General features: G+C 63.1%; 16 protein-coding genes. 7 read left to right on the top strand and 9 right to left on the bottom strand.

Annotated features, from left to right (window positions below; all coding sequences use genetic code 11):
- Positions 1–195: 195 nt before the first annotated feature.
- The gene (locus AB4083_RS05565; RefSeq protein ID WP_441606761.1) at positions 196–2,445 is read right to left on the bottom strand and encodes an alpha-galactosidase D; all 2,250 of its coding nucleotides are present in this window, start codon (positions 2,443–2,445) and stop codon (positions 196–198) included.
- A 455-nt stretch (positions 2,446–2,900) separates the two neighbouring features.
- Between AB4083_RS05565 and AB4083_RS05560 the strand changes: the two genes are divergently transcribed.
- Together AB4083_RS05560 and AB4083_RS05555 are read left to right on the top strand one after the other, a co-directional pair.
- Positions 2,901–5,300 (top strand): glycosyl hydrolase family 95 catalytic domain-containing protein, encoded by a 2,400-nt coding sequence (locus AB4083_RS05560; RefSeq protein ID WP_441606760.1) that lies wholly within the window; start codon positions 2,901–2,903, stop codon positions 5,298–5,300.
- Between the two features lie 283 nt (positions 5,301–5,583).
- Positions 5,584–8,463 (top strand): TonB-dependent receptor, encoded by a 2,880-nt coding sequence (locus AB4083_RS05555; RefSeq protein ID WP_441606759.1) that lies wholly within the window; start codon positions 5,584–5,586, stop codon positions 8,461–8,463.
- 114 nt (positions 8,464–8,577) lie between these two features.
- Here AB4083_RS05555 and AB4083_RS05550 read toward each other — a convergent pair whose 3' ends face one another.
- The 3 genes from AB4083_RS05550 to AB4083_RS05540 form a co-directional block, all read right to left on the bottom strand.
- Positions 8,578–9,363 (bottom strand): FadR/GntR family transcriptional regulator, encoded by a 786-nt coding sequence (locus AB4083_RS05550; protein ID WP_441606758.1) that lies wholly within the window; start codon positions 9,361–9,363, stop codon positions 8,578–8,580.
- A gap of 120 nt (positions 9,364–9,483) precedes the next feature.
- Positions 9,484–10,125, bottom strand: coding sequence for a GNAT family N-acetyltransferase (locus AB4083_RS05545; RefSeq protein ID WP_441606757.1), 642 nt, complete (start codon positions 10,123–10,125; stop codon positions 9,484–9,486).
- A gap of 164 nt (positions 10,126–10,289) precedes the next feature.
- Entirely contained in the window at positions 10,290–11,048 is a 759-nt protein-coding gene (locus tag AB4083_RS05540; protein WP_441606756.1) for a FadR/GntR family transcriptional regulator, read from the bottom strand.
- A gap of 282 nt (positions 11,049–11,330) precedes the next feature.
- On the opposite strand from AB4083_RS05540, the gene AB4083_RS05535 reads away from it, so the two are divergent.
- Positions 11,331–12,251 (top strand): aldose 1-epimerase, encoded by a 921-nt coding sequence (locus AB4083_RS05535; protein WP_441606755.1) that lies wholly within the window; start codon positions 11,331–11,333, stop codon positions 12,249–12,251.
- 19 nt (positions 12,252–12,270) lie between these two features.
- The gene (locus AB4083_RS05530) at positions 12,271–13,083 is read left to right on the top strand and encodes an SDR family oxidoreductase (protein ID WP_441606754.1); all 813 of its coding nucleotides are present in this window, start codon (positions 12,271–12,273) and stop codon (positions 13,081–13,083) included.
- Positions 13,084–13,097: 14 nt separating this feature from the next.
- Here the strand turns inward: AB4083_RS05530 and AB4083_RS05525 are convergent, their stop codons facing one another.
- A complete protein-coding gene (locus AB4083_RS05525; RefSeq protein WP_441606753.1) occupies positions 13,098–14,534 on the bottom strand; it encodes a sugar porter family MFS transporter in 1,437 nt (478 codons plus the stop codon).
- A 259-nt stretch (positions 14,535–14,793) separates the two neighbouring features.
- Here AB4083_RS05525 and AB4083_RS05520 point away from each other — a divergent pair, with 259 nt between their 5' ends.
- Positions 14,794–17,037 carry an alpha-galactosidase gene (locus tag AB4083_RS05520; RefSeq protein ID WP_441606752.1) on the top strand — a complete coding sequence of 748 codons (2,244 nt, stop codon included), beginning with the start codon at positions 14,794–14,796 and terminating at the stop codon, positions 17,035–17,037.
- Between the two features lie 73 nt (positions 17,038–17,110).
- Here AB4083_RS05520 and AB4083_RS05515 read toward each other — a convergent pair whose 3' ends face one another.
- The 4 genes from AB4083_RS05515 to AB4083_RS05500 all read right to left on the bottom strand — a co-directional run bounded on the left by AB4083_RS05515 (position 17,111) and on the right by AB4083_RS05500 (position 20,866).
- Positions 17,111–18,667 carry a discoidin domain-containing protein gene (locus AB4083_RS05515; RefSeq protein WP_441606751.1) on the bottom strand — a complete coding sequence of 519 codons (1,557 nt, stop codon included), beginning with the start codon at positions 18,665–18,667 and terminating at the stop codon, positions 17,111–17,113.
- A gap of 199 nt (positions 18,668–18,866) precedes the next feature.
- Complete coding sequence (locus tag AB4083_RS05510) at positions 18,867–19,172, bottom strand: hypothetical protein (RefSeq protein ID WP_441606750.1); 306 nt, start codon at positions 19,170–19,172, stop codon at positions 18,867–18,869.
- 15 nt (positions 19,173–19,187) lie between these two features.
- On the bottom strand, positions 19,188–19,682 hold the full coding sequence (locus tag AB4083_RS05505; protein WP_441606834.1) for a hypothetical protein: 495 nt from the start codon (positions 19,680–19,682) through the stop codon (positions 19,188–19,190).
- Between the two features lie 575 nt (positions 19,683–20,257).
- On the bottom strand, positions 20,258–20,866 hold the full coding sequence (locus tag AB4083_RS05500) for a CGNR zinc finger domain-containing protein (protein ID WP_441606749.1): 609 nt from the start codon (positions 20,864–20,866) through the stop codon (positions 20,258–20,260).
- Between the two features lie 216 nt (positions 20,867–21,082).
- Between AB4083_RS05500 and AB4083_RS05495 the strand changes: the two genes are divergently transcribed.
- Positions 21,083–22,282, top strand: coding sequence for a glycoside hydrolase family 2 (locus AB4083_RS05495; RefSeq protein WP_441606748.1), 1,200 nt, complete (start codon positions 21,083–21,085; stop codon positions 22,280–22,282).
- A gap of 155 nt (positions 22,283–22,437) precedes the next feature.
- A complete protein-coding gene (locus AB4083_RS05490) occupies positions 22,438–24,228 on the top strand; it encodes an alkaline phosphatase family protein (protein WP_441606747.1) in 1,791 nt (596 codons plus the stop codon).
- Positions 24,229–24,430 lie beyond the last annotated feature (202 nt).

Below are 24,430 nucleotides of genomic sequence, written 5' to 3'. Positions count from 1 at the left end.
TTGGCTGACGGATGTCGTCGATCAGCAAGTTCACTCCGGTTTTGTTGCACGCGGACTTCAGTGAGGCGACCTCATGCCGTCACAGTTCACGGTTTTCCGAAGTCGGCAGTGCCGTGGGCCATGCGCGCAGCACTGCCGCGGCCAGGGACGCCTTGAAGCCGTCGGCGCCACTGGCCAATGCAAAAAACGCTGCGGTCAACGTGGGCACATCCGCTTTGCCATGTCGCCGGGTGAGCCCGCATCCACCAGCGGTGCCACCACGATGCGGTCCAGATCCGGCGCGTAGCCGCTGGAGTTGCCCAGCTGGATGGTGTTGGCGCCGGCCTTCAGTTGAACGCGAAGCAGGGTCGGCCGCGGATCGTCGAACGTACTGCCATCCAGATTCAGCGAAAGCGGGGCGGCGTTGTTGACGGCAACCGTCAGCATGCGCGTTCCATTCGTGGCGTAGTCGATTTCAAGCTGATACGTCCCTGCGCTTGGAACGGTCACGTTGGAAAAGGTCACCGTATTGGCCGGGCCATTGCCGACGTTGCCAGCCTTGGACAGACCCGAGGCATAGTTGCTGAAGCCTGCGGTGACGGTTCCGCTCAACGTGGCTTGCTCGGCTTCGTACGTGCTCGCTTGCGGCAGCACAGCGTCACCTGCTCCGCTGATGACGATGCGATCGAGGTCGGGGGCATAGCTGGTGGGGTTGCCGAACTGAATGCTGTTGTATCCCGCCTTCAGGCAGACCCGCACCGTGGTGCTGGAGGGGATCTGGAAGCTCCCGCCGCCGGAGTTGAGCGTCTGGAAATTGCCGCCATTGACCGTATACAGATAAGAGCGCAAGCCGAAGGTCATCGAATCGACCTGCATCAGGTAGACGCCGGCCTTGCGCGCATAAACGTTCTGGAACGTTACGGTATTATTCGTTCCCAGGCCCAGGCCGCCCACCTTTTTTCCGCTGGAGCAGTTGGAGCAGTCGGCAACCGAGGCACTGCCGGTCAATGTCGCCGCGTTGGCTGCGTAGCTGGCAGAAGGTACAGGCGGCGTATGGCCAACGCGTGCCGAGACTTTCAGCAGTCGCACGCCATGGCCGTCCAGCACGGTCGAAAATGCGCCCGCCGGCGCTCCGACGTCCGCCCTCTTCCATAGATCGCGTACTTGCCGCACGCCATCGAGTCCGATTTCCCGCCACGGCAATGTCACTGCCGCCGGCGTCGCATTCATATTGAACAAGGCGACGTAGTAGTTGCCATCGCCGAGATCCGAAGCCCATACCGGCAAGTCTCCGCCTAATACCTGTTTGGCGGGCTTGCCGGATTGATTGACGGCAAGCACTTCATCGGCAGTCGCCAACTGCTTGCCGAAAGCATCGATCCTGGTCAGGTCGCCGCCCAGGTAGATCGGTGCATTGACCATGGCCCACAAAGTCATGGCGGAGCGCTTCTCGGCATGCGACAGGCCATCCAGTTCGCCGTCGCCGATATCGAGGGAATCCAGGTCGTTCCAGCCCAGTGCGGGTCCTGCCGCATGCTGCCAGCCCGGCAGGTCGCGGAAACGTTTGTAGATGCGCGACCAGTCCGTAAGCGTTGCGCAGCGGCCTTCGCATTCCACGTCATCGTCGATCCGGCGCGCATTGGAAAACTGCTGCCATACGCCGAGGTAATCCTGATTGAGTTCCCATGAAACCGTCAGCCAGATCGGGCGGCCACTGTGCGCAATGGCTTGGGACCAGGCGGCGACGTCATCGCGGTTGTCGATAGTGAGGCCGTCGTTGTAGGAGCCGGGCGTCACCGCATCGAGCTTGATGAAATCGACGCCCCATGACGCGAACAGGGCCACCACGGAATCCATATAGGCTTGCGCGCCGGGCTTGGTGAAATCGATCTTGTAATGGTAAGGCGAGGTGCCCGGAGCTCCGAACGCATTGCCGGCGGTGTGCGGCACCGTGAGAATGTCCTGGATGTGATACGGCGTGCCGAGGATCGGCGAATTGGCCGTAACGGCGGGCTCCTCGACCCCTGGTATCCAATAAATGCCGGCCTTCTGGCCGTTCTGATGGATGTGATCGATCAGCGCCTTGATGTCCGGAAAGATGCCGGGGTCGGGAATGGGCCTGCCGTTCGCGTCGAAACCGCCATGCCAGCCGGAGTCCATATTGATGTAGGTGAAGCCGTGCGCCTGCAGCCCCGAGCTGAGCAATGCGTCCGATTGCGCGACGACATTGGCCTGGGTGAGAAAGTTGGAGTCGAGGGTCTGCTGGCTGAAGCTGCTCCAGCCCAGATAAGGACGCTGGGCCACGCCGTTCACTTGCGCGCTCGCGCTGGTCGCCGCGGCGAGCATCGCGCATGCGAGCGCAGTGCGTGACAAGAACGACAACAGGCCTCGTTCTTTACGCGGGTGTGCTGATGCTGCAGACAGGGGTCGTGAATGCTTGCTGCCGTTGAAGACAAAGGTATTCATGGACTGGCGACGCTCCCTTCTATGGTTGGAGGACGCCCGCACCTGTCGGACAAGCGGGGCCGACGCCCAGGGCGGACGGTGGTGTGGACTCACAGGTAAATAGAAGAAGACGGACTGACGGCCCGCCCCCAGGCATGCCCCGCTCTTTCTGGAGCCAGCCAATGGCCGGACATCACAGATGGCGTCCAGCGAGTCGAGGCTCCCTTATCCGTGCAAACGCCGAAACCGGCGACAAACGGCTGGATCAGCTATTTGTCATATAATATAACCTATGCCTTCGCAGCCATCGGCGTCAAGCGCGGATGAGTGAAGTGTGTCGCGCCATCACAGGCTCGATGGCGCGGTGCTCGATGGCAGAACATGGACATCGAGCTGTGGACGGCGCGGCTTGTTGATGCCGCGCTCCTGGCAGCTCTGCCTTCGCCGCCCGTGGGTGCCAAGAGAGAAATTCGCCGATGAAGAAGACAGCGGATATCAACACCGAGGCGCGTCGGCGCTTCCTCAAGATGACCGGCACGATGGCGGCGCTGCTGCCCCTGTTGAGTGCTCCGGGAATCGCCGGCACGGCACCACGGCAACGGCGAACACGCGCACCGTCGGCCCGCGGCCCCACGCTGTGGTACGCCCAGCCGGCATCCGAGAAAAATGTCATCCAGGAAGCGACGCCGATCGGCAATGGACGTATGGGCGCCCTGGTTGGCGGTGACCCCGCGCGGGATTTCCTGTACCTCACCGACAGTTCCATGTGGCTTGGCGGAGCAAACCGTTCTCTCGATGCGGACGGGCAGTTCCCTTACGACGTGGAAGGCTTCGGCAGCTTCACCATGCTGTCCAAGCTTTTCGTCGAAGTGGATGGCCATGCGCTTTCGGGTATCGCCGACTATCGGCGGGAACTGGATCTGGCCAATGGCTATCTGCGGATTTCCTATCGCAAGGACGGCATCCGCTATCTGCGCGAGATATTCGCCAGCTATCCGGATGATGTCGTCGTCATGCATTGCTCGCAAAGCGGCGGCGGAACCTGGTCGGGCACCGTCGAGCTGCAGGGAATGCATGGAGAGACCACGCAGTTCTCGCCACGGACAGCGAGCAGTCATTTCAGCGGCGCATTGCCTAACGGCTTGGCCTATGCCGCCGGCATCAGGGCCATCGGCGCATCCGGTTCCGTGTCGGTCGAGAACGGTGCGCTGCGCTTTACCGGTTGCGATGCACTGACCATCCTGTATTGCGGCGGCACCAATTACACCCCGGATGTCGCGAAGGGCTATCTCGATCGCTCAATCGATCCGCTTGCCGCGGTGAAGCAAAAACTCGAGGCAGCGGCTTCGCACGCCGCGGTTGTGCTGTTGCATACCCACATCGCCGACTATGCCGCCCTGTATGAAACCATGCAGGTCAAGCTTGGCACGTCGACATCGCAGCAGCGCTCATCCGATACGTGGACGCGCCTGCAGGCACGCGCAGAACCCGGCGCTCCCGCCGACCCCGAGCTGGAGGCGGCATACCTGCAATTCGGGCGCTACCTGACGATCGCCGGATCGCGCGACCGGTTACCCACGAGCCTGCAAGGCCTATGGCTCAGCGACAATACGCCAGAATGGATGAGCGACTACCACAACGACATCAACATCCAGATGAACTACTGGCTGCCGGACCGCGCCGGACTGCCTGCCTGCTTCGATGCGCTGGCGAACTATTGCCTGTCGCAATATCAGTCATGGACCGCGCTGACCGGGCAGTACTTCAACGACAAGCGCAATGGTTTCCGCAACACGTCCGGCAAGCTGGCCGGATGGACCGTGGCCATATCCACCAATATTTTTGGCGGCAATGGCTGGTGGTGGCACCCGGCCGGCAGCGCCTGGTTATGCAACAGCCTCTGGCAGCACTATCAATACACGTTTCAGCGCGACTACCTCGAACGCATCTACCCCTTGCTCAAGGGCGCGTGCGAGTTCTGGGAGGCCCGCCTGCTTACGGTGCGCATCGCCGATCCCGTCGACGGGCAAGAGAGCGAGGTATTGATTGACGACAGCGACTGGTCGCCGGAGCACGGGCCAAAGGATGCAAAAGGCATCACCTACGCCCAGGAGCTGGTGTGGGATCTGTTTGCCAATTACCAGCAGGCCGCCGCCATCCTCGGTGTGGATGAGCATTACCGCGCGGTGATTGGCGCCATGCAGGCAAAGCTCTATCTACCCCGGATCAGCAGCGAAAGCGGCGGGCTGGAAGAATGGATGTCGCCGCAGGACCTGGGAGAGCCCGGACACCGCCACTTATCCCCCTTGATCGGCTTCTTCCCGGGCGACCGCATCACCCACGACCACAGTCCGCCCGCGTTGATCGATGGGGTCACGCGCCTGCTCGAGGCGCGTGGCATGACCAGTTATGGCTGGGCATGCGCCTGGCGGGCGATATGTTGGGCACGTCTGAAAAACTCCGAACGTGCCTATCAGCTGATCCTCAGCAATCTTGCGCCCTGGCAGCTTCGCGGGAATGGCACGGCCATGAACCTGTTCGACATTTACCAGACGACGCCTCACTCGGGCATCTTCCAGATCGACGCCAATTTCGGTACGCCGACGGCCATGCTGGAGATGCTGCTGTATTCCCGTCCGGGATGGATCGAGCTGCTGCCTGCCTTACCTGCCGCATGGTCGGCCGAGGGTGAAGTCATCGGCATCGGCGCGCGCAATGGTTTTGTCGTGGATATGCGCTGGAAGGATGGCGTCGTCACGCGCGCCACTCTGCGCAGCGTGGGCGGCGTCAAGACCCAGCTGAAACTGGGCTCGCATGTGCGGGAGATTGCGCTGCGCACCGGTGAGTCGATCACGATTGTGCCGCACTCGCCCTAGCTGAACTGCGTTGACGCTCGCTCCCATGTGCAGGTGATGTTGCAACGCAGCTTGATCTCGCAACGCTGCTGCCCGAGAGTCCATATAAATCTTATTGTAAGATAATAAGATCCTGGGGCTGGGGGGCCTTAAGTGCGAGACCGATCGGCCAACGACGGATCGTGCGCTACACCGCTCGCATGGTGAGTGATGCCGCAGCGGTGGCGGTGCGCTTTGCACCGTGATGCAGTCAGACCCGGCAAACGACTGGCATAAGCAACTCATCAACTCGTGGGGATAGAGAATGCAGCGACACATCCTGACCAGCTCGATCCATCAAGCCTTGTTCGCCATTTCCGGCTTCGCCTGCATGGCGACCGGATTTGCCGTGCATGCCCAAGACGCAGCGCCCCCTGCCGGCGCAGCGCCTGCACAGGCCCAGCAAGGCAAGGATGCGGCGCCGACGGACGACAAGAAGACCCCTAAAGAGGTCACCCAGCTCAGTGCGGTCAGCGTCACCGGCCAGCTCGCCGCGATCCGCCGCGCCCAGGCGATCAAGCAGGATGCGGTCAATGTCGTTGATTCGATTTCGGCGGAAGAGACCGGCAAATTTCCCGATCCCAACGTTGCCGATGCCCTGCAGCGCGTGCCTGGTGTGTCGGTGAATCGCAGCGGCGGCGAATCCAGCCAGATCGCCGTGCGCGGCTTTGGTCCTGAGTTCGTCGCCGTGACGGTCAATGATCGCCCGATGGCTACGGCCTCCGGTTCGCGTGCCTTCAATTTCGACGTACTCCCTTCGGAAATCATCAGCGTCGCCCAGGTCAACAAGACCTCGTCGGCGAATATTCCTGAAGTCGATATCGGTGGCGTGGTCAATATCCAGACCGCGCGTCCGTTGGACTTTCACGGTTTCCATGGCGCGTGGAGCGGCGCGGGCGTCAACAGCAACTTGACCGGTGACTGGCAGGGCAAGACCACGCCCAAGGCGTCGGGTGTATTTGGCTGGACCAACTCGGACAACACGTTTGGCTGGCTTGCCTCGGCGACGTATTACAAGCGCAAGGATACCCAGCTCAACACCCAGGCCAACTCCTGGTACGTCAACCAGAGCATTTCCACCTCAGGCGGTGGCAATGACGCTCACGTTGCCGTGCCGGAGACCCTGGCCAGCAACATCATCGACGAGACGCGTGTGCGCAAGGGCTTCAGTGGCGCTATCGACTGGAAGCCGATCGATCAGCTGACGGTGCAGTTCGACACCTTGTATTCCAGCTACAAGGTCGATCCGCTGGAGCACGAGTTCGGTGAATACGGCAATACCGGCGATATCCAGTCCATCACGACGGACAGCCACGGCACCGCGCTTAACTTCGTGCGCAACAGCTCCGGTCCCAATGTCATGGCGAACGACTATGTCATGTCATACAACCCGAGCTACGAGAAGAGCACGCAGAATGGCTTGAATCTCGGCTTCGATATCGACGAGTCGACCAAGCTCAGCCTCGATATCTCCAACTCCAAAGCGTGGAACAAGCAAAGCCCCAACGGCTACTTCCTGGTAATCGGTACGAAGAACTTCGGCACCAATCCGACCTGGACCAATGGCGGCGACAGCAATCCGCCCAGCTACTCCAACATTCTTTCCACGACCAACTTCGGTGCGTTGACCGCACATTGCTGCAACGCCGGCTCGGGAAACAATGTCACCAACCAGGTCAACAACTACCAGCTCAAGCTGTCCAAGAGCTTCAAGGACGGCGTACTTTCCTCGTTGGAGTTCGGCGGCCAGGTCACCAACAATTCGGTCAAGTCGGTCAGCTGGGGCACGCCCGACAGCATCTTGTGCAACGCCTATTGCGGCTACGCCGTCAATGTCCCGGCGGGTGCAGTAGGTGCGTATATCTATACGCCGCCAGGGAAGATCAGCGGCGTCTCCTCGCCGGGCATGCCGCCGCAGTGGATCCAGTACGACCCTCGCGCCTACCTTTCCTGGCTCGCCACGCCGGCGGCCTACAATCAAATTACCGATCCGGCCAAGCGCGCAGCGCTACTCGCCGGGCTTGCCGCCAACGGCGGTACCTTCAATGCGACCCCCAATCCGGGCAGCTACAACAAGGTCACCGAGAATGCGAAGTCGTTCTTCGGCAAGGCGGTGTTTGAAGGCACGATGTGGGAGAAGCCTTGGGCGCTGGATGTTGGCGTGCGCTACCTCAACATCAGCTCCACCTCCACGGCAATCAACCGGCCGCCTGCCACCTACTACGTCGATCCGACCGACAGCAGCAATGGCCAGGTGACCTACGGGCCGCTGGCGTCGCAGTCCGCCAAGGGCGGTTATCACAAGTGGTTGCCGTCGGTGAACTTCAAGCTGAGCCTCCTGGACAACCTGGTCTACCGCTTCTCCGCGTCCAAGACGCTGACCCCGCCTGAGCTCAGCAATCTCTACTACAACAAGAGCTTCGGTACGCGACCGAACTCGCTGACCATCTCCCAGGGCAATCCGCAGCTGCAGCCCTATACGTCGCGAAACTTCGACATGGGCCTGGAGTGGTATATCGATGACGCCAGCTATATCGCGGTCGAAGGGTTCTACAAGAAGGTCAGCAACTTCAGCACGCTGGTGAGCACGCCGGTGCCGTTCCTGACCAACCAGAACACCGGTCAGCCCTTCATCTGGTCGCTCACCCAGCCGGTCAATCTGAATTCGTCGAACATCTATGGCGAAGAACTGACCATCAATTACCAGTTCACCCATTTGCTGCCCGATCCCTTCGATGGACTGGGCATGGCTTTCAACTATACCCACGTCTCCAGCAGCACCTCGCTGAGTCCTGGCGTCATTGCCACCTCGGGCAAGTTCGCCGTGCCCGGCATCGGCAATTCGGCCAACCTCAGCACGTATTACGAAAAGGGCCCCGTGCAGGTGCGCCTGGCTTACAACTGGCGTGGCTCGTATCTGGAGAGCATCTCCTACGGCTCGGGTGCGCAGCCTGCAACCCGCTCCTCGTATGGGCAGCTTGATCTGAGCGCGAGTTATGACGTGAACAAGCATCTCTCGGTATTCGTGTCAGGCACCAACCTGACCCATCAGCACCTGTACGACTACTCCGTTTATTCCAACCGCTTCCTCTATGCCGAAGCGGATGGCACGGTATACACGGTTGGAGTACGCGGTAAGTTCTAACCGGATGAGCGCAGTCTGGATGCAGGCCCACAGAAGACGCCAATAACATTGGCGTCTTCTTCGTGCAGGTTATCCCGGGGTAATGCGTCGCCAAGACCAGGCTTGGCGAGGTGCCTACCGAGTGCGCTTTGCCGCGGCACTGCGCGCCTTGCTGCGCGCCTTCTTCTTTTGAAGGCCGTCCATCTCATCATGGGCGATCAGTGTGCTGACCTCCGCGATGATGGCTTTCATCGCCGCACTGGCGCGCGCTTCGTCCCTGGCCTTGATGGCATCGAATACGCGCCGATGCGCGGGGATGCTGGCCGTATGCCCTTTGATGCGATTGGTCACGCGTATGGATATTTTCAACGCGGTCGTGATCAGCTCGTCCAGCTGCGCATAGAAGGGATTGCCCGTGGCGTTCAAGACGGCCACATGAAAGGCGACATCGGCCTCCAGGTGGTCGTCATTGCCGTGCCCCGCGTCGACCATGCGCTGGAGCCCTTGCTCGATGGCTTGCAGGGCTTCCGGCGTGGCATGCCGTGCGGCAAGCGCGGCGGCGGCCGGTTCGAGACCCAGTCGCATCTCGGTAAAATGGCGCAGCAGGTCGTGAGAAAACTTTTTCTCGAGCATCCAGCGCAAAACATCCGGGTCGAGCAGGCTCCAGCGCTCCGGCGGCTGCGCGATGATGCCGCTGCGCGGCCTGGCCGAGACCATGCCCTTGGCGGTGAGCATTTTCACCGCTTCGCGCGTCACGCTGCGACTGGTTTGGAACAGCTTGGAAATTTCCGCCTCGGTAGGGAAGCTGCCCGAATCGAATTTCCCGGCAACGATCGCCTGCCCCAATAATTCCAATACCTGCTCCGTCAGGGTCAGGCGGCGCTCTCGTCGCGGTCGATCGAACTTCGTACTGGTTTCCATGCCGGCGAGGCTAACAACGTGAATAACGCTTTACAATAATCGGCCCATAAAATCCCTATGCCGATCAGACAGCCGGTTACCGGATAACGAAACAGGCCTCGTTCCGCAAGCCCTCGCCTATTACCCGACGATAAAGTCCGGGATGGTCGCTGTGGCGAAAGGTGCAATGACCGTCCAGCCAAGATTTTCATACAGGCTACGGCCGTCTTCCGTCGCTACCAGCAGCTGCGGTGCAGCGAGGGACTTTCTAGCCGACCGAAGCGCGCTCATGACGGCCATGCCGAGACCTTTTCGCCGATGATCCGGCGCAGTCTCGATGCGGTCGTAAATGAAGACATCGGCCATCTCCGCCGCACAACCGCTGGCGGCCAGACTTCCATCCGGCGCAATAACCTCGGCTCGGACAAATGGCTCGGTCTGGCGAAGCGCCATCGTATATCCGTCGGGCAAGGTCCTGATTCCGCCGTTGACCGAAACAGCCTGCATGAAGTAATTCTCCGGCTGAATCTCCCAGCGTGCAGGCAGTACGCGCTGCAGCTCGTCAGGGGTTCCGCACAGTTTCAGAAAATGGCGCGGGGCCGCAATCTCAACCGCAATCTCGCGCAGGCCTTCGCACAGCTGCGGAAAGACCCAGCGCTTCGTTTCTTTCTCTGAATGGGTATCCACCCTGAATCCCCCGCGATCGTAAATCGGAGGCGGCGACTGCCGCGCTATGGAATGCGCGGATTGCCATGCAAGAACAAGCTTCGGATCGATCCGCACGTGTCATCCCTTGATGCGCTGCTTTGGCGCGAACATGCGCGCCGGGGATTTCGAGCTTCCCGTGTCTTCGTCTCGTGGATTGAGATCAGGACGGGCGCCGGACCATCGGGCCAGCCCTGCATCACCCTGCCCTTTGGCGGTCCTGTTTCAGCCTGGCCATGGGATCAGCCCTTCGGCGAACTGCCCTTCTGCATATTGATGCGCGATTCCTCGACCATGCCCAGCATCGCCTGATGCGCCGCGTCCGGCTCGCTGCGGCGGATCGCGTCGAGCACCTCGCCATGAAGCGGCAACGCGTCCTTGAAGTTCTTGGCGGTGCGCGCGGACAGCACGAAGAACGTGGCGAGCGCGCTCTCGATCACCGAGAACAGCGAGACCATCAGCTCGTTGTTGGTGGCGGTGAGCACCGCTTCGTGGAAGGCCAGGTCGGCATCGGCCCAGGCGTCCAGGTCGACCGCCGCTTCCATCGCGGCAAAAGCCTCCTCGATGCACTGCAGCTGCTCATAGGTGCGGTACTTGGCGGCAGCAGCAGCAGCGGCAGGCTCGATCACCTGGCGCATATCGGCGAGCTTGCGCACGAAATCCTCGGTGGGCATCAACGCGCAACGCCAGGCCAGCACGTCGGCATCGAGCTGGTGCCAGGCGCGCGCCTCGCGCACGCGGGTGCCGACCTTCGGGCGCGATTCCACCAGGCCCTTCGCGGACAGCACCTTCATCCCCTCGCGCAACGCGGTGCGGCTCACCCGCAGCTCCTCCGCCAGCAATTCTTCCCGCGGCAGCAGTTCTCCCGGCTTGACGCTGCCACCGATGATGCGTCGGCCGAGTTCGTGCACTACATGACCGTACAGGCTGCGCGAGGGCGTCGTGGCGGTGGCGAGGCGGCGCGCGCGGGTCGGAGCGGAAGGAGTGGAGCGTTTCGTCATGAGGTGCGCCTCCGCGCGGCGGTCGAGCTAATTGTCATACAACTAATTTTATAGCAAAGCGCGCGAGCTGTGGTTGACGGCCAAATAGTTACACCAATGGCTCGCCGCCATGTTTTCTATTTGTTTCCTCCGGATCACGGCTGCAAGCCAGGGTGCGCTCAAGCGCCAACCAGATGCGCGAGCAGATCACTCATATGCGCCGCATGACTAATAATCATACTATATGGTGATATCTCGACTCCGGCTGCCCCGCAAAACGGCGGTACACACCAAGGCAAGGGCATGATCGAATTGAACAGCGCGGCGTTGGCGGCAGGCATCTGTCCTTCGTTCGGCGCAGGCATGGCCCATCTCGACGCGTGGCTCGATAGCGCCAGGGTTCCACTGATGCGTCCATTGCGCCCACCTGCAATGTCGCCAGACGCATTCGACCCGAACCGGCTGGCCTGCTATCCGCTGGTGCCATGGAGCAACCGCATCGACCGGGGTGGCTTCGAGATGGATGGCGCGCGCGTGACGCTCTCGCCGAACCGCGATGACGACCCCTATCCGATTCACGGCACCGGTTGGCAGCGCGCATGGCGGCTGGCACGGCAAGCGCCGGAAGACATCCTGCTCGCACTCGACGACACGACGCCGGGCGCCTACGCCTACCAGGCAGAGCAGCGCTATGTGTTGCGCGACGACACGCTGCACGTCGCACTGACGGTGCGCAATGCCGGCGCGCTGGCGCTGCCGTTCGGACTGGGGCTGCACCCGTTCTTCCTGCATCACGGCAACGCGCGCCTGCGCGCCGCGGCGACTCAGGTGTGGCTCAACGGCGGCGATTCGCCGATCCCGGTCGAACGCGCCGCCGTGCCGCCGCCCTGGGATTTCCGCGACGGCCGCGCGCTCCCCGGCGAAGAACTCAACCATTGCTTCATCGGCTGGGACGGCCATGCAACGATCGAGTGGCCAGCACTGGGGCTGGCCCTGGATATGGCCGCCGACGTCGACGCCTTCATCCTCTATACGCCGCCACGCACCGGTTTCTTCTGCTTCGAACCGGTGGATCATTGCATCGACGCGGTGCACCGCCCGGGTGGCGCATTGGCCAATGGCATGACACGGTTGGCGCCGGGCGAGCGGCTGGCGCGGCATTTCGCCTTTCGCGTGCGCCCGCTGGCGACAGCCGCCGCGCCGCTTTCCTCCTTCGCTCCTTGATGCCACGAGGTTGATACCCATGAACGCAACTGCCCACGACTTCACTGCCAGCGGCCAGCCGCGCCTGCAGGGCAAGCGCGCGCTGATCACCGGTGCGGGCAGCGGCATCGGCAGCGCCATCGCGGAACTGTTCGCGCGCGAAGGCGCGGATCTCGCCCTGCTCGACCTCACTGCGCCGCCAGCGAAGGCGGTTGGCGAGCGACTGGAACAGGCGACCGGACGCCGTGTCGTCGCAGTAGGTGCAGACGTGTCTTCACCGGCCCAGGTGGAGGCGGCGTTCGCCGAGGCAATCGGCGCTTTCGGCGGACTGGACATCCTGATCAACTGCGCCGGGGTCAACGTGTTCGGCGATCCGCTGAAAACCACCGAGCAGGACTGGAGCCGCTGCCTGGACACCAATCTTGCGGGTGCATGGCACTGCATCCGTGCAGCGCTGCCGTCGATGCTCGCGGCCGGCTATGGCCATATCGTCAATATCGCCTCGGTACACGGGCACAAAATCATTCCCGGCGCTTTCCCCTACCCTGTCGCCAAGCACGGACTGATCGGGCTGACCCGCTCGCTGGGCATCGAATATGCGGCGCGCGGCATTCGCGTGAATTCGATTTCGCCGGGGCTGATCATGACGCCGGCCGCCGAACGCTATTTCCAATTGTGTCCTGATCCCGAAGCGGAACGCCGCCGCCAGGCCGAACTGCTGCCGTGCAAGCGCATCGGCCGGCCGGAGGAAGTCGCTTACGCAGCACTGTTCCTGGCCAGCGACGAAGCTCGCTTCATTAACGCCACCGACTTGTTGATCGACGGCGGGCGCAGCCAGATCTACCACGACTGAGCGGCGGCGACGGCTTACTCCGCACGCCCCGTCAAACGCGCTTCCATCGCTTCCAGCGCCACGCCGGCGGTTTCCGGTACGCGCCGCAGGATAAACACGAAGCCGGCCGCGCAGATCAGCCCGTAGGTCCAGAAACTGCCCGCCGCCCCCAGCCGCGCATTGAGCCAGGGGAAGCTGTAGGTAAGCACGAAGCAGGCAGTCCACAGCGAAAACACGCCCAGCGCCACCGCTTGCGCGCGGATGCGATCGGGGAAGATCTCAGCCAGCAGCACCCAGGTCACCGGCGCCAGCGTGGTGGCGTATACCGCGATCGCCGCCAGCACGAGCAGCAGCACCGGCAAGCCCATCACGTGCATGGCGTAGGCTCCGCCGATCAGTGCATAGATCACCGCCAGCACACCCGCGCCGACCAGCATCAGGCGGCGGCGCCCCCAGCTGTCGACCAGCCGCAATGCGAGCACGGTGAATACCAGGTTCACCGCGCCGGTGGCGACGATCGACTTCAGCGCATCGTTCATGTCGAAGCCGGCCGACGCGAAAATGTCCTGCGCATAGTTGAAGATCACATTGATCCCGCACCACTGCTGGAACACCGCCAGCACCACGCCGATCACCAGGATCGGCCGTACTTCCGGCGCCCGCAGCGAGGCGCGGCGGGGATCACCGAACTGACGATCGCCGTGAGCAGCCCGGATGGCCGCCAGCACCGCACGTGCGTAGTCCGCGCCACCGATGCGTTCCAGCACGGCCGCGGCCTGCGTGTCGCGGCCACGGCGGCTCAACCAGCGCGGCGATTCGGGAATGGTCAGTGCAAGCAGCAGGAAGGACACCGCGGGCACGCCGCCGCACAGGAACATCCAGCGCCAACCATGCTGCACGTTCCACGACTGCAGCAGCGCGGCGGCATCCAGATGCGGCGGCACCGGCCGGGCGATCCACAGATTGACCAGCTGCGCCAGCAACACGCCAATCACGATGGTGAGCTGGTTGATCGCCACCAGGCGGCCACGGCTCGCCGTCGGACTCACTTCGGCGATGTACAGCGGCGACAGGCCGGATGCCAGGCCGATGCCAATCCCGCCGACGATGCGAAATGCCGCGAACACAGCCGCTCCATTTGCCGCCGCGGCGCCGATCGCACTGGCCACGAACAGCATCGAGGCGACGATCAGTGCGGGTCGGCGGCCATGGCGATCGGCGAGCATGCCCGCGCACATGGCGCCGGCGATGCAGCCGATCAGCGCGGAGCTCATCAGCCATCCCGACATGGCTGGATCGTGCACGCCGAAATAAGCCTCGTAGAACGGCTTGGCGCCGCCGATCACCACCCAGTCATAGCCGAACAGCAGCCCGCCTAGCGCAGCCACCAGGCAGATCAACCAAAGGTAAGGCGTGGGTGCGGCGACAGCGCTATCGGGTAGCGCCGCGGGCGCCGAGAAATCGTTGTGCATGGGCTATCGGCTCCGCAGAATCGGCGCGCGCCCAGGGCGGATAAGGCGCGGCAACGGCTTCGTAAATTGTCATACAAGTTGATGCGATGCAAATGCGTGGCGCGGCATTCGTGCTGCAGAGCGCCTTGTGAATTGTCATACAATATGTTTGCATCCCTGACTAGTCGCGTTCGGCGCCACGCGTCACCGAACGCCCCAGCAGGGTCGCCGCCATCGACGCTGCGGCAGCTGCGGCAACCTTCGAGGAACATGCCAGGTGATGCGATATTCCAGGAGCAGGACGTGTGCGGCACTGCTGATGCTGGGTTTGCTGTTCAACGCGGCCGCGCCCGTTGAGGCAAAAGCAGCAAGCACCGCGCCGGCGATTCGCTACGACGCCGCACGCAAGCTGTTCCGCATCGACGCGGGACAAGTCACCTACGCCTTCGGCGTCGATCCCGACGGCATGCTGCAGACCGTCTACTGGGGCGCGCGATTGGCGGCGAGCGATCCGCTGGGGCCCGCACGCATATCGCCGGGCCACGCCTCGTTCGACTCGCCCGGCAGCACCTCGCCGCAGGAATACGCGGGCTGGGGCGGGCGCATCACCATCGAACCCGACCTCAAGGCGCATTTCGCCGACGGCAACCGCGACCTGGTGTTGCACTACGCCAGCCACCGCATCGACGGCGATACGCTGGAAGTGGAATTGCGCGACATCCGCCTCGACGTATCGGTGCGGCTGCGCTACACGGCCGACCCGGCCACCGGCATCATCGGCCGCTCCGCGCATATCGAGAACCATACCGCGCAGGCGATGACCGTCGACCAGGCGGCGGCAGCGAGCTGGAACCTGCCAGCGGGCGACGACTACTCGCTGCGCTACCTCACCGGCGCCTGGGCGCGCGAGTGGCGCCTGCAGACCCGCGCGATCGTGCCGGGCGCGATCGAGATCGGCAGCCGCCGCGGCAGCACCGGGGACCAGAACAACCCCTGGTTCGCCGTCGAGCGCGGCGGCCAGTGGAACGAAGAGCGTGGCGAAGTGTGGTTCGGTGCCCTGGCCTGGAGCGGCTCCTGGCATATCCGCATCGATCAGGACGTGCTGCACCAGGTGCGCATCACGGGCGGCTTCAATCCCTTCGACTTCGCCTACCGCCTGGCACCCGGGCAATCGCTGCAGACGCCGGTGTTCTATGCGGGCTACACCTCCGGTGGCGTCGGCGAGGCGTCGCGCCTCATGCACCGCTTCGAGATGAATACCCTACTGCCCGTGCACACGGAAACCAGGCTGCGGCCGGTGTTGTACAACTCTTGGGAAGCCACGGAATTCAAGGTCGACGAGGCCGGCCAGGAGAAGCTGGCGGAAGCCGCGGCCAAGCTCGGCGTGGAGCGTTTCGTGGTCGACGACGGCTGGTTCGGCGCGCGCAACAACGACCACGCAGGCCTCGGCGACTGGACGGTCAATCGCGACAAGTTTCCGCACGGCCTCGCGCCGTTGATCGACAAGGTGCACGGACTGGGCATGAGCTTCGGTCTGTGGGTCGAGCCGGAGATGGTCAATCCCGACAGCGACCTGTATCGCGCGCACCCGGATTGGGCACTGCACTTCGACGGCCGACCGCGCAGCGAAGGCCGCAACCAGCTGGTGCTCAATCTCGCGCGCAAGGACGTGGCCGACTACGTGTACGGCGTGCTCGATCGCCTGCTGTCGGAGAACCGCATCCAGTTTCTCAAGTGGGATTACAACCGCAACTGGACCGAGCCGGGCTGGCCGGACGTTGCGCCCGAGCAACAGCAGAAGGTCTACGTCGCCTTCGTCGATAACCTCTACGACATCATTCGCCGCTTGCGCGAGCGGCATCCCGGGGTGGAGATCGAATCGTGCTCCGGCGGCGGTGCGCGCGTGGACCTGGGCATCATGGGCCTGACCGATGAAGTGTGGCCCTCCGACAACACCGACCCGTCCGACCGCCTGTCGATCCAGGATGGCTTCACTTACGCCTATGCCCCCGGCGTGATGATGGCCTGGGTCACCGGCTCGCCGAACTGGGTGAACCATCGCAGCAGTTCGCTCGACTTCCGTTTCCTCTCCTTGATGCAGGGCGGACTGGGCATCGGCGCGAACATCCTCGAATGGACGCCGGAAGAAAACGCCACCGCGCAGCGCTACGTGGCCGAATACAAGCGCATCCGCGCCACCGTGCAGCGCGGCTCGCTGTACCGCCTGCTGTCGCCGCGCGAGAACTCGCCGCGGTCAGCTACCGAGTCAGTGGCCGTCGACGGCAAGCAGGTCGTGCTGTTCGCCTTCCAGCGGCAGGGCCACGAAGCCGAGCCCTACCCCACCCTGCGCCTGCGCGGGCTGGATCCGAAGGCGCGCTACCGCCAACGCCTGATCCACGGCGAAGCAGCGGAAGGCACGCCAGCCGAGGCCAGCGGCGCGTATTGGATGAACCAGGGTATCGAACTGAATATCCGCGGCGATCTGCAGGCGGCGGGCGTGGTGTTCGAACGGGTCGACGCGTGATGCCTCGACCGATTCCCGCAGCGCGCGATGGAGAAACACCGGCCCGCATCGCGCGGGCCGGTGTTCGCATCACTCAATGCTCGATCAGGCTGAGGCTGGTGCGGTAATACGAGTCCGTGGTGTAAGGCGACTTGCGGCCGATCCCCAGCGATACCGCCACGTTCTGCCCGGCCGTCAGATTGCTCAGCGGGAAGTAATGCGTGGCGATAATCCCTCCGGGGCACCAGTTGCGCGGATTGCTGCCGGTGTTGTTCTGGAAGATGCCCGGATTGCCGTCGGGGCTGTACTGCGCCAGGTCGGAACAGTTCACCGCGGTATTGAGGCTACCCACCTGGGTGCCGTTGACGGACACGGTGACCGTGGTGTTGGAGTACTCCTCGCCGCCATTGGAAGAACCGTACGCACCGATCACCAGGACGATGTCACCGCTCGTGTGCGCGACGCTCTGGGTGGTCGTGCTGGCGCTGACCTGGCTGGTGGTCTGGTTGGAACCGGACAGCATGGTATCGATATGGCGGTCCAGCACGGACTGCGTCTGCGACGACACCAGGTCCAGCGAATAGGTGAAGCCCACCGCCTTGAAGTCCGTCGTCAGCCCGCTGTGCGAATCGCAAGGATCCCCGCCGTAGGGATTGGAGCCGCTGCCGATGCCCACCCAGATGTCGCGATCCGGATCCGACATGGCGTCGGAATACGAGGACAGGTCGCCGTCGTTGTAGACGTAGGTCGCCTTGGTGCTTTGCCAGTAATCGCTGAAGGGGGTGATGAAATCCTGCAGGGTCACCCGTGGCGTGGTGGCGGTCGGCGCCTGGTTCTTGGGCATGCTGATATAGAACACGGTGCCGATGCGGTCGTAGTTGTCGCACTGCGCGTGGTAGGTCACCCGTGCGCGCAGGTCGTCGCCGATCAGGGCTTTCTCCGCGTCGGTCAGCTTGCGCGCGAACTCCGTGCCGCGGTTCCACATCAACACCCCGGACGGCGGCGTGTAACCGGCCGGGTCGGTGCTGGTGTAGATGCCGTACATCGGGATGCGGTTGAACACCGCCACCGATCCGCCCGGCTGCGTGCCATTGCCGTTGACCTGGAATTCGTAGATGCGCGCAGCCGTATCGCTGTTCTGCGTCGGCGTGGTGATGTTGAGCCGCGCATAACGGGCAGTGGTCGGCGTGATCGTATGGGTGCTGGTGCTGGCGGTGTTGTTGCTCACCGTGACCACGGTGATCCAGTTCTGGCCATCCTGCGAGAGCTGGATGTTGAACGCCTTGGTGTTGTAGGTGCTCGATTCGCCGCCGGCACCGGCATGGGCGATGGTGAAGCTGTCCACCGTCACCAAGGCGCCAAGGTCCACTTGCAGCCAGCGGCTGGACGCCTGCGAACAGAACTTGTCGTAGTTGCCAAGATTGGTGCTGCCATTCACCGCGCGCTGCGGCCCTTCGGTGCTGCCGCATGGAGCGGAGCCGGTGGCCAGGTGGTTGAGCGCCAGGTTGACATCGGCAGCCGACGCCGCGGATGCCGACGCTATCCCCAGCAAGACGGCGGCGGCCGCCAGCAAGCGGTGGCGATGGCGTGCGCGCTGCTGCGACGCGCCGTGGGCCGAGCAACGGGCTTCATGTATGCGATTGACGACCATCTCGATTTTCCCTCGATGTGAGTGCCGATCTCTCGGCACGATCATTCCCCTGGCCTACGCCCGCTCCGCGGACGACCTAACGCAACGAAACGCATGTGCCGGCGGCCGCGACGATCGCGGCGACCTCGATGTTCACTCGCGAACGGATAGTTCATATTTATTTGGATCGAGGCAAGTTGCGCTGCGATAGGAGAATTTCCTATTTGTAGGACGATGCAATGGGAGGTATCCGAGGCGCGGCGATGACGCGCGCGGTCAGGCGCGGCTGGCAGCTCTGTATGACTTGCGTGCGCTCAGCTTCCCGGTCACCCGCGACTAGCTGACGGCCGTCGCGATGGGCGAATGGGGTGGTCGCTTCGACGAAGCGGCGGCGCGCCAGAAGTTCCGGCAAGGCGTAGCAGGCGTGTCGATCGTCGTGTGCGGAAATCTGGATCTTCGGCATCGAAAATGGCGCGCCATGCAAAAACATGGCGCGCCATTTATGCGCTGCGCCATCGAGGCGCATGCGCGACCGGCAGGCTTACTTCTGATCCGCCCCGAACTTTGCGCTCAGGCCGTCTTTGAACGGCGCCGGATCGCTGCTGACCAGGCAGTTGTAATCCTTGCCTTCGTTGAGCACCAGGATCGAGGACTTCGCTCCCTTGAAGTCGGTGCCCATCGAGAACAGCACATAGGTATCAGGCAGGGCGGTCGGACGGAACGCGCCGAACGCGTACTGCCCCTCGATGCCCAGCGGCGCCAGCTTGATCGTCAGGACCACCGGCTTGGTGGCCTGCGGCGACGGCAGCGACGAGGACGCGCTCATGATCAGCGATTTCGGATCGACCGAATAACGCGTGTTGACCGTAATGCCGAGATAGCGCGAGTTCGGCGCCGATACCTGCTTGCGGCAGGCGGCGGTATCTTCGGGCTTCGGGTCGATCTGCCCGGTCTGCAGCGTCGCGAACACGTGCGTGAGCTTGACCTTGGCCGTGCCGGTGACCGGTGCCGCGAAGGCGGTGCCCGCATAGGACATGGCGATCAAGGACAGCGCGCCGCAAGCCAGCAGATAACCTGGACGGTAATTTTTAATACGCATATGGGCTATTTCCTTGTTGAAGAGATGCAGTTGTCGGCATTTATTTCGATGATATTCCAGTCATCAAAGGCCCAGTGCACCGACAGTCTCATTTGTCCGCTGGCTGGCCTTGCGGCAAGCAAACGGAGCGTAAGACTCACCGTCAATCGAACTGCCGCCCGATTGCGAAAATGAGCACGACGAAACACGCCAGCGCAAAGCCAGAGTCAGGCCAGCCAATGGAAACACCATGGGACGCCGGAACCGCCGACGGCCATGGACGCAATGCAAAAAGTGGCCGTTCCTGGCCGACTGAGATGAATTCCTGGATTCCCCTGAAGCCGCGCGACGCTATCACGCAACTGCGTATAAATGGCGTGAATAATCCGGCCCATCATAACCAGGCACTTTGAATGGAACGAATGGACGAAAGCTTTTTCGTTCCGCCGCTCAATAACCCATCATCAGTGCCTGCGGATTAATCGAAAGATGCATGAATCCTCTGCATGAAATGCATGGATTCCGGCGCCCGCTCAGCTGCGGCGATAGCGCCCCATCTTGAATTCCGTGCCGCAGGTTTCCATGGCGCACCAGCGGCGGCGCTGGTTCTTGCTGGTGTCGAAGAACAGCCAGCCGCAGGTGCTCGTATTGTCGCAGCGGCGAAGTTGCGCCGCCGCCGGGCCGCTGATCAGATCCAGCGCATCGAGTGCGATGCGTTGAAGCGGCAGCAGTACGTCGTAGGCGTCCGTCCTCCAATGCATGCGCCCGTCGGACCCGAGCGACTGATTGGCCCACGCACGATGCAGCCACTGATCGAGGTTTTGCACGGCCTCTTCGGGGGGTGCTATGCCGTCGATCCGCGCTGCCAGCAATGCATGCAGATCCTCGCGCAGCGACCTCAGCTTTCGCATCAACGCAGCCCGCTGGCCCGCCGCTTCAGGCGCGGCGATGTCCTCGCCCGGGCCCAGCGCACCGGCGCGCAGGCACCACTCCATAAAGCGCTCCAGCTCGCCTACGTAATCCTCCACCGGCGCCGCGTAGCGATCGTGGATCGTATTGACGAAATTCAGGCATAGCCGCCCGCCGTCCAGCCGGATGGCGGCGACCGGACGCGGAAATGAAGGCTGCTTTTCGCTCGACATGCCGCGTTGACGTCTCTTGCAGAGTTAACTTGACGTTACCGTCTAACTTAGTTTAGACAGTAGCCCGCAACAGGGTCAATCCGGAGAGCGCCGATGGCGAGTGCAGCACAATCCCCCACGCCCGCCGCCCTCCGTGGAGCAGCGCCTGATACGCCCCAGCGCCGTCTAATGAGCTGGATCGTCATCGCCACCCTGGTTGCGCTGCTCAGCGTAACGGTGGTGCTGGCGATCGGCGGCCGCCCCGACCCCGTCGCGGCTCGCGCAGCCTCCTCCTCGCTCGATGGCGCGTGGCGATTCCACCTCGGCGACGATCCGGGTTGGGCTCATGCGAACGTCGACGACAGCGGCTGGGAGACGATCGACCTGAGCGCGCCGGCAAGCAGCATCGATGGCGATGTCGGCCTGCCCAACTACGTCGGCGGCTGGATGGCGCATGGCCACCCCGGCTATCAAGGCTATGCATGGTATCGGCGCAGCGTGATGGTGCCGGCAGGAAACCGGGCCTGGGATATCGTCGGGCCCACCCTCGTCGAAGACGGTTACGAGATCTATTGGAACGGCGTGCGGCTCGGTGGCTCCGGCAGGCTGGGCCCATCGCCCAGGGTCGTCGGCACGCGGCCGATGATCTTTGCGCTCCCCGCCGATGCGGCCGGCACCCAAGGCGTGCTTGCCATCCGCACCTTCATGCAGCCAGGCAATGACGCCAACCCCGACAGCGGCGGCATCCACGTCGCGCCCACGCTGGCGCCGCGCCCGGAGAGCCTCGCGCTTTACCACGCGCAATGGTGGCGTTCCATCGCGGGCTATATCGTCGAAGCGATCGAGCCGCTGATGATGTTTGCGCTGATCGGCCTGGCACTGGCGATCCGCCAGCGCAGCAGCCACCCGGCGTTTATCGCGTTTATCTGCATCGCGCTCGCGCTTTCCGGCGTGAAGCGCCTCGACAACGCGATCGTCTCGTGGACCGACCTGATGAGCCTGCCCACCTACGCCTGGCTGTCCAAGCTCGTCTGGATGCCGCTCAGCCTGGCGGCCTGGGCGCTGGCCTGGAACCGCTGGAGCCTGCGCTCCTGGCGAGCCATCGACGTGGCTACCGTGCTGCTCACCATGGCGGGTATTGCGGGAGCCTTGCTGAAGCTCCCGGCCATGACGCATATCTTTCGGCTCGGCCTGCTTGCGCTGTTCGCGCTGATGGCCGTGCGGATTATCCGCGCCGGCCCCATGCGCAAGCTTGCACTGGCCACCCTTGCTTCGATTCTCGTGTCGCAATACGCAGGCGAACTGGGCTCGCTCGGCGTGCCCACCATCTGGTTCCCGTTCGGTATCGGCGTGACGCTTACGCAATACGTCTACGCGCTCGCGATACCGCTGCTGGCCTGCTTGATCGTGCGCACCTTGCATCCGAAGCAAGCATGACGGGGTAGTGCTTCACCACTCGATCACGATCCAACTCACAGCCACGCGCGATGAAAAGGTTTTCATCGCGCATTGTCACGCCACTGTTGCGGGAAAGTCACCCAGCGCCCGGACCCTGCTGCGCTTTTCATCCCAACCATGAAGAGGGTAGATCCATGCGTGGAAGACGTGCTCTGGCGATGTTCCCGGCGGTGACGGCGCTGTTCGCCCTGACCGGTGCCCCTGCTTTCGCGGCCACGAGTGGCAACTTGATCGTGGGTGGCGATGGCGAGGCGGCCACCTGCAGCACCGACTGGTCGGCGGTCACCACCGTGCCGGGCTGGACTGTCACCCAGGGCAACCCCTCGGTGGTCTGCTACAGCATCGGCAGCTTCAGTACGCCGAGTGGCGGCTCCGCCGGGCGCGCCTTGATCGCGGACGGCCCCTATGGCGACTCGGCGCTGCGCCAGATGGTGGATGTGTCATCGGCTGGTGCGGCGATCGACGCCGGTGGCGTGAGCTTCAATTTGTCGGGCTGGCTTGGCGGCTACGGCACCTACAACGGCCAGGCCGTACTGACGGCCAGCTTTCTGGACAGCGCGGGCAAGCCGCTGGGCAACTCGGCGCAGCTGTCCGGCGTTACCGCGTCGGCGCGCGGCAATCAGACCGGCTTGCTTGCACGCGCCACCACCGGCGCCGTGCCGGCCGGCACACGCTCCATTGCGGTGCTGCTGCAATTCACCAACACGTCGGCGTCGTACAACATCGGTTATGCGGACAACCTGTCGCTGACCTTGTCGACCCCGGTCCACGCGCCGTCGCTGCAGCCGCCGGCCACGGCTGTGCCGGCGTTCGACCATGTCTTCGTGATCATGATGGAGAACACCGACTACGCTCAGGTGATCGGCGACAGCGCGAACGCGCCGTACATCAACAGCCTCGCCAACCAGGGCGTGCTGCTCGTCAACCACAGCGGCGTTTACCACCCGAGCGACGAGAACTACCTGGCCATCGCCGGCGGCAACACCTTCGTCAAGGGTGCGGTCTATTACCCGAACATCCACGTCACGGCACCGAGCATCGCCGACGAGATCGAAGCCAAGGGCAAGACCTGGAAAGCCTACGAACAAGGCATGGGCACGCCTTGCAATACCAGCAACAACAACGACAGCTATTACGAACCCGACGACGCACCCTTCATCAACTTCAGCAATATTGCATCCAACCCCACGCGTTGCGCCGCCCATCTGTTCGATACCACCCAGCTCAGTGCCGACCTGCAGACCGCGGCCACCACGCCCAACTTCGCCTGGATCGCGGCCGACGATTACTACGACGGCGAAGCCTCCGGCAATGGCTCCGCGGCCAGCCTGAAGGTCCAGGACGGCTGGCTCAAACAAACCCTGCAGCCGATCTTCAATTCGCCGGCATGGACGACGCAACGCTCGCTGCTGGTGTTGACCTGGGACGAGTCCGCGTCCAGCACCGGCAACCATCTCGCCACCGTGCTGCTTGGTTCGCAAGGACTGCTGCGCAACGGCAAGACCAGCAATGCCAGCTACAACCATTACAGCATCGGCCGCACGATCGAGTCGGCGCTCGGTCTCGGCGCGCTGACCGCCAACGACCAGTACGCGCAGCCGATCAACGACGCCTTTGTGGCGCCTGCCGGCGCCGGCACGGCCGCACTGTCGACCACCATGCCCTCAGTATCGAAAGGCCAGTTCATCGCGTTCGCCTTCGACACGCCACTGGCCCAGGTCAACGCGAAGAACTGGATCGGCATCTTTCCGCAGGGCAGCAGTCCTGGGCAGGGTTCGTCGACCCTCTGGCAATACACGCCGGCGGCCAGTGGCACGGCCACCTTCGATACCTCGGGCCTGGCGCCGGGCAACTACGTCGCCTGGTATTGCTACAACGATGGCTACACGGTAATCGCCGGGCCGCTGTCTTTCACGGTGCAATAAGCGGAGATTGAGAAGAACCTTGCGAGGAAGCCATATGACTTCGCAAGGTTCTTCCGTTTCCCGCCCGCCCCAAGTTCCATGATCTTTCCGCGTGTTGCATCGGCCAAGCGAATCCGCCTATAACGCGCTTCGCGCAGGTCGGCGTTGCCGTGCCCGCGTGCACGTTCGATAGCGATCCAGCTTTCAGTGCCACTGCCGTGGG

Source organism: Dyella sp. 2RAB6 (assembly GCF_052115385.1).
GTDB lineage: Bacteria > Pseudomonadota > Gammaproteobacteria > Xanthomonadales > Rhodanobacteraceae > Dyella_D.
The sequence above is the reverse complement of the archived record's forward strand: the minus strand, read 5'-3'. Positions and strand labels throughout refer to the sequence as shown.

Excerpts from the sequence above, each read along its gene's own strand:
- AB4083_RS05565 (WP_441606761.1), bottom strand. The coding sequence starts at position 2,445 with ATGAATACCTTTGTCTTCAACGGCAGCAAGCATTCACGACCCCTGTCT.
- AB4083_RS05560 (WP_441606760.1), top strand. The coding sequence starts at position 2,901 with ATGAAGAAGACAGCGGATATCAACACCGAGGCGCGTCGGCGCTTCCTC.
- AB4083_RS05555 (WP_441606759.1), top strand. The coding sequence starts at position 5,584 with ATGCAGCGACACATCCTGACCAGCTCGATCCATCAAGCCTTGTTCGCC.
- AB4083_RS05550 (WP_441606758.1), bottom strand. The coding sequence starts at position 9,363 with ATGGAAACCAGTACGAAGTTCGATCGACCGCGACGAGAGCGCCGCCTG.
- AB4083_RS05540 (WP_441606756.1), bottom strand. The coding sequence starts at position 11,048 with ATGACGAAACGCTCCACTCCTTCCGCTCCGACCCGCGCGCGCCGCCTC.
- AB4083_RS05535 (WP_441606755.1), top strand. The coding sequence starts at position 11,331 with ATGATCGAATTGAACAGCGCGGCGTTGGCGGCAGGCATCTGTCCTTCG.
- AB4083_RS05530 (WP_441606754.1), top strand. The coding sequence starts at position 12,271 with ATGAACGCAACTGCCCACGACTTCACTGCCAGCGGCCAGCCGCGCCTG.
- AB4083_RS05525 (WP_441606753.1), bottom strand. The coding sequence starts at position 14,534 with ATGCACAACGATTTCTCGGCGCCCGCGGCGCTACCCGATAGCGCTGTC.
- AB4083_RS05520 (WP_441606752.1), top strand. The coding sequence starts at position 14,794 with ATGCGATATTCCAGGAGCAGGACGTGTGCGGCACTGCTGATGCTGGGT.
- AB4083_RS05515 (WP_441606751.1), bottom strand. The coding sequence starts at position 18,667 with ATGGTCGTCAATCGCATACATGAAGCCCGTTGCTCGGCCCACGGCGCG.
- AB4083_RS05510 (WP_441606750.1), bottom strand. The coding sequence starts at position 19,172 with ATGCGCCTCGATGGCGCAGCGCATAAATGGCGCGCCATGTTTTTGCAT.
- AB4083_RS05505 (WP_441606834.1), bottom strand. The coding sequence starts at position 19,682 with ATGTCCTATGCGGGCACCGCCTTCGCGGCACCGGTCACCGGCACGGCC.
- AB4083_RS05500 (WP_441606749.1), bottom strand. The coding sequence starts at position 20,866 with ATGTCGAGCGAAAAGCAGCCTTCATTTCCGCGTCCGGTCGCCGCCATC.
- AB4083_RS05490 (WP_441606747.1), top strand. The coding sequence starts at position 22,438 with ATGCGTGGAAGACGTGCTCTGGCGATGTTCCCGGCGGTGACGGCGCTG.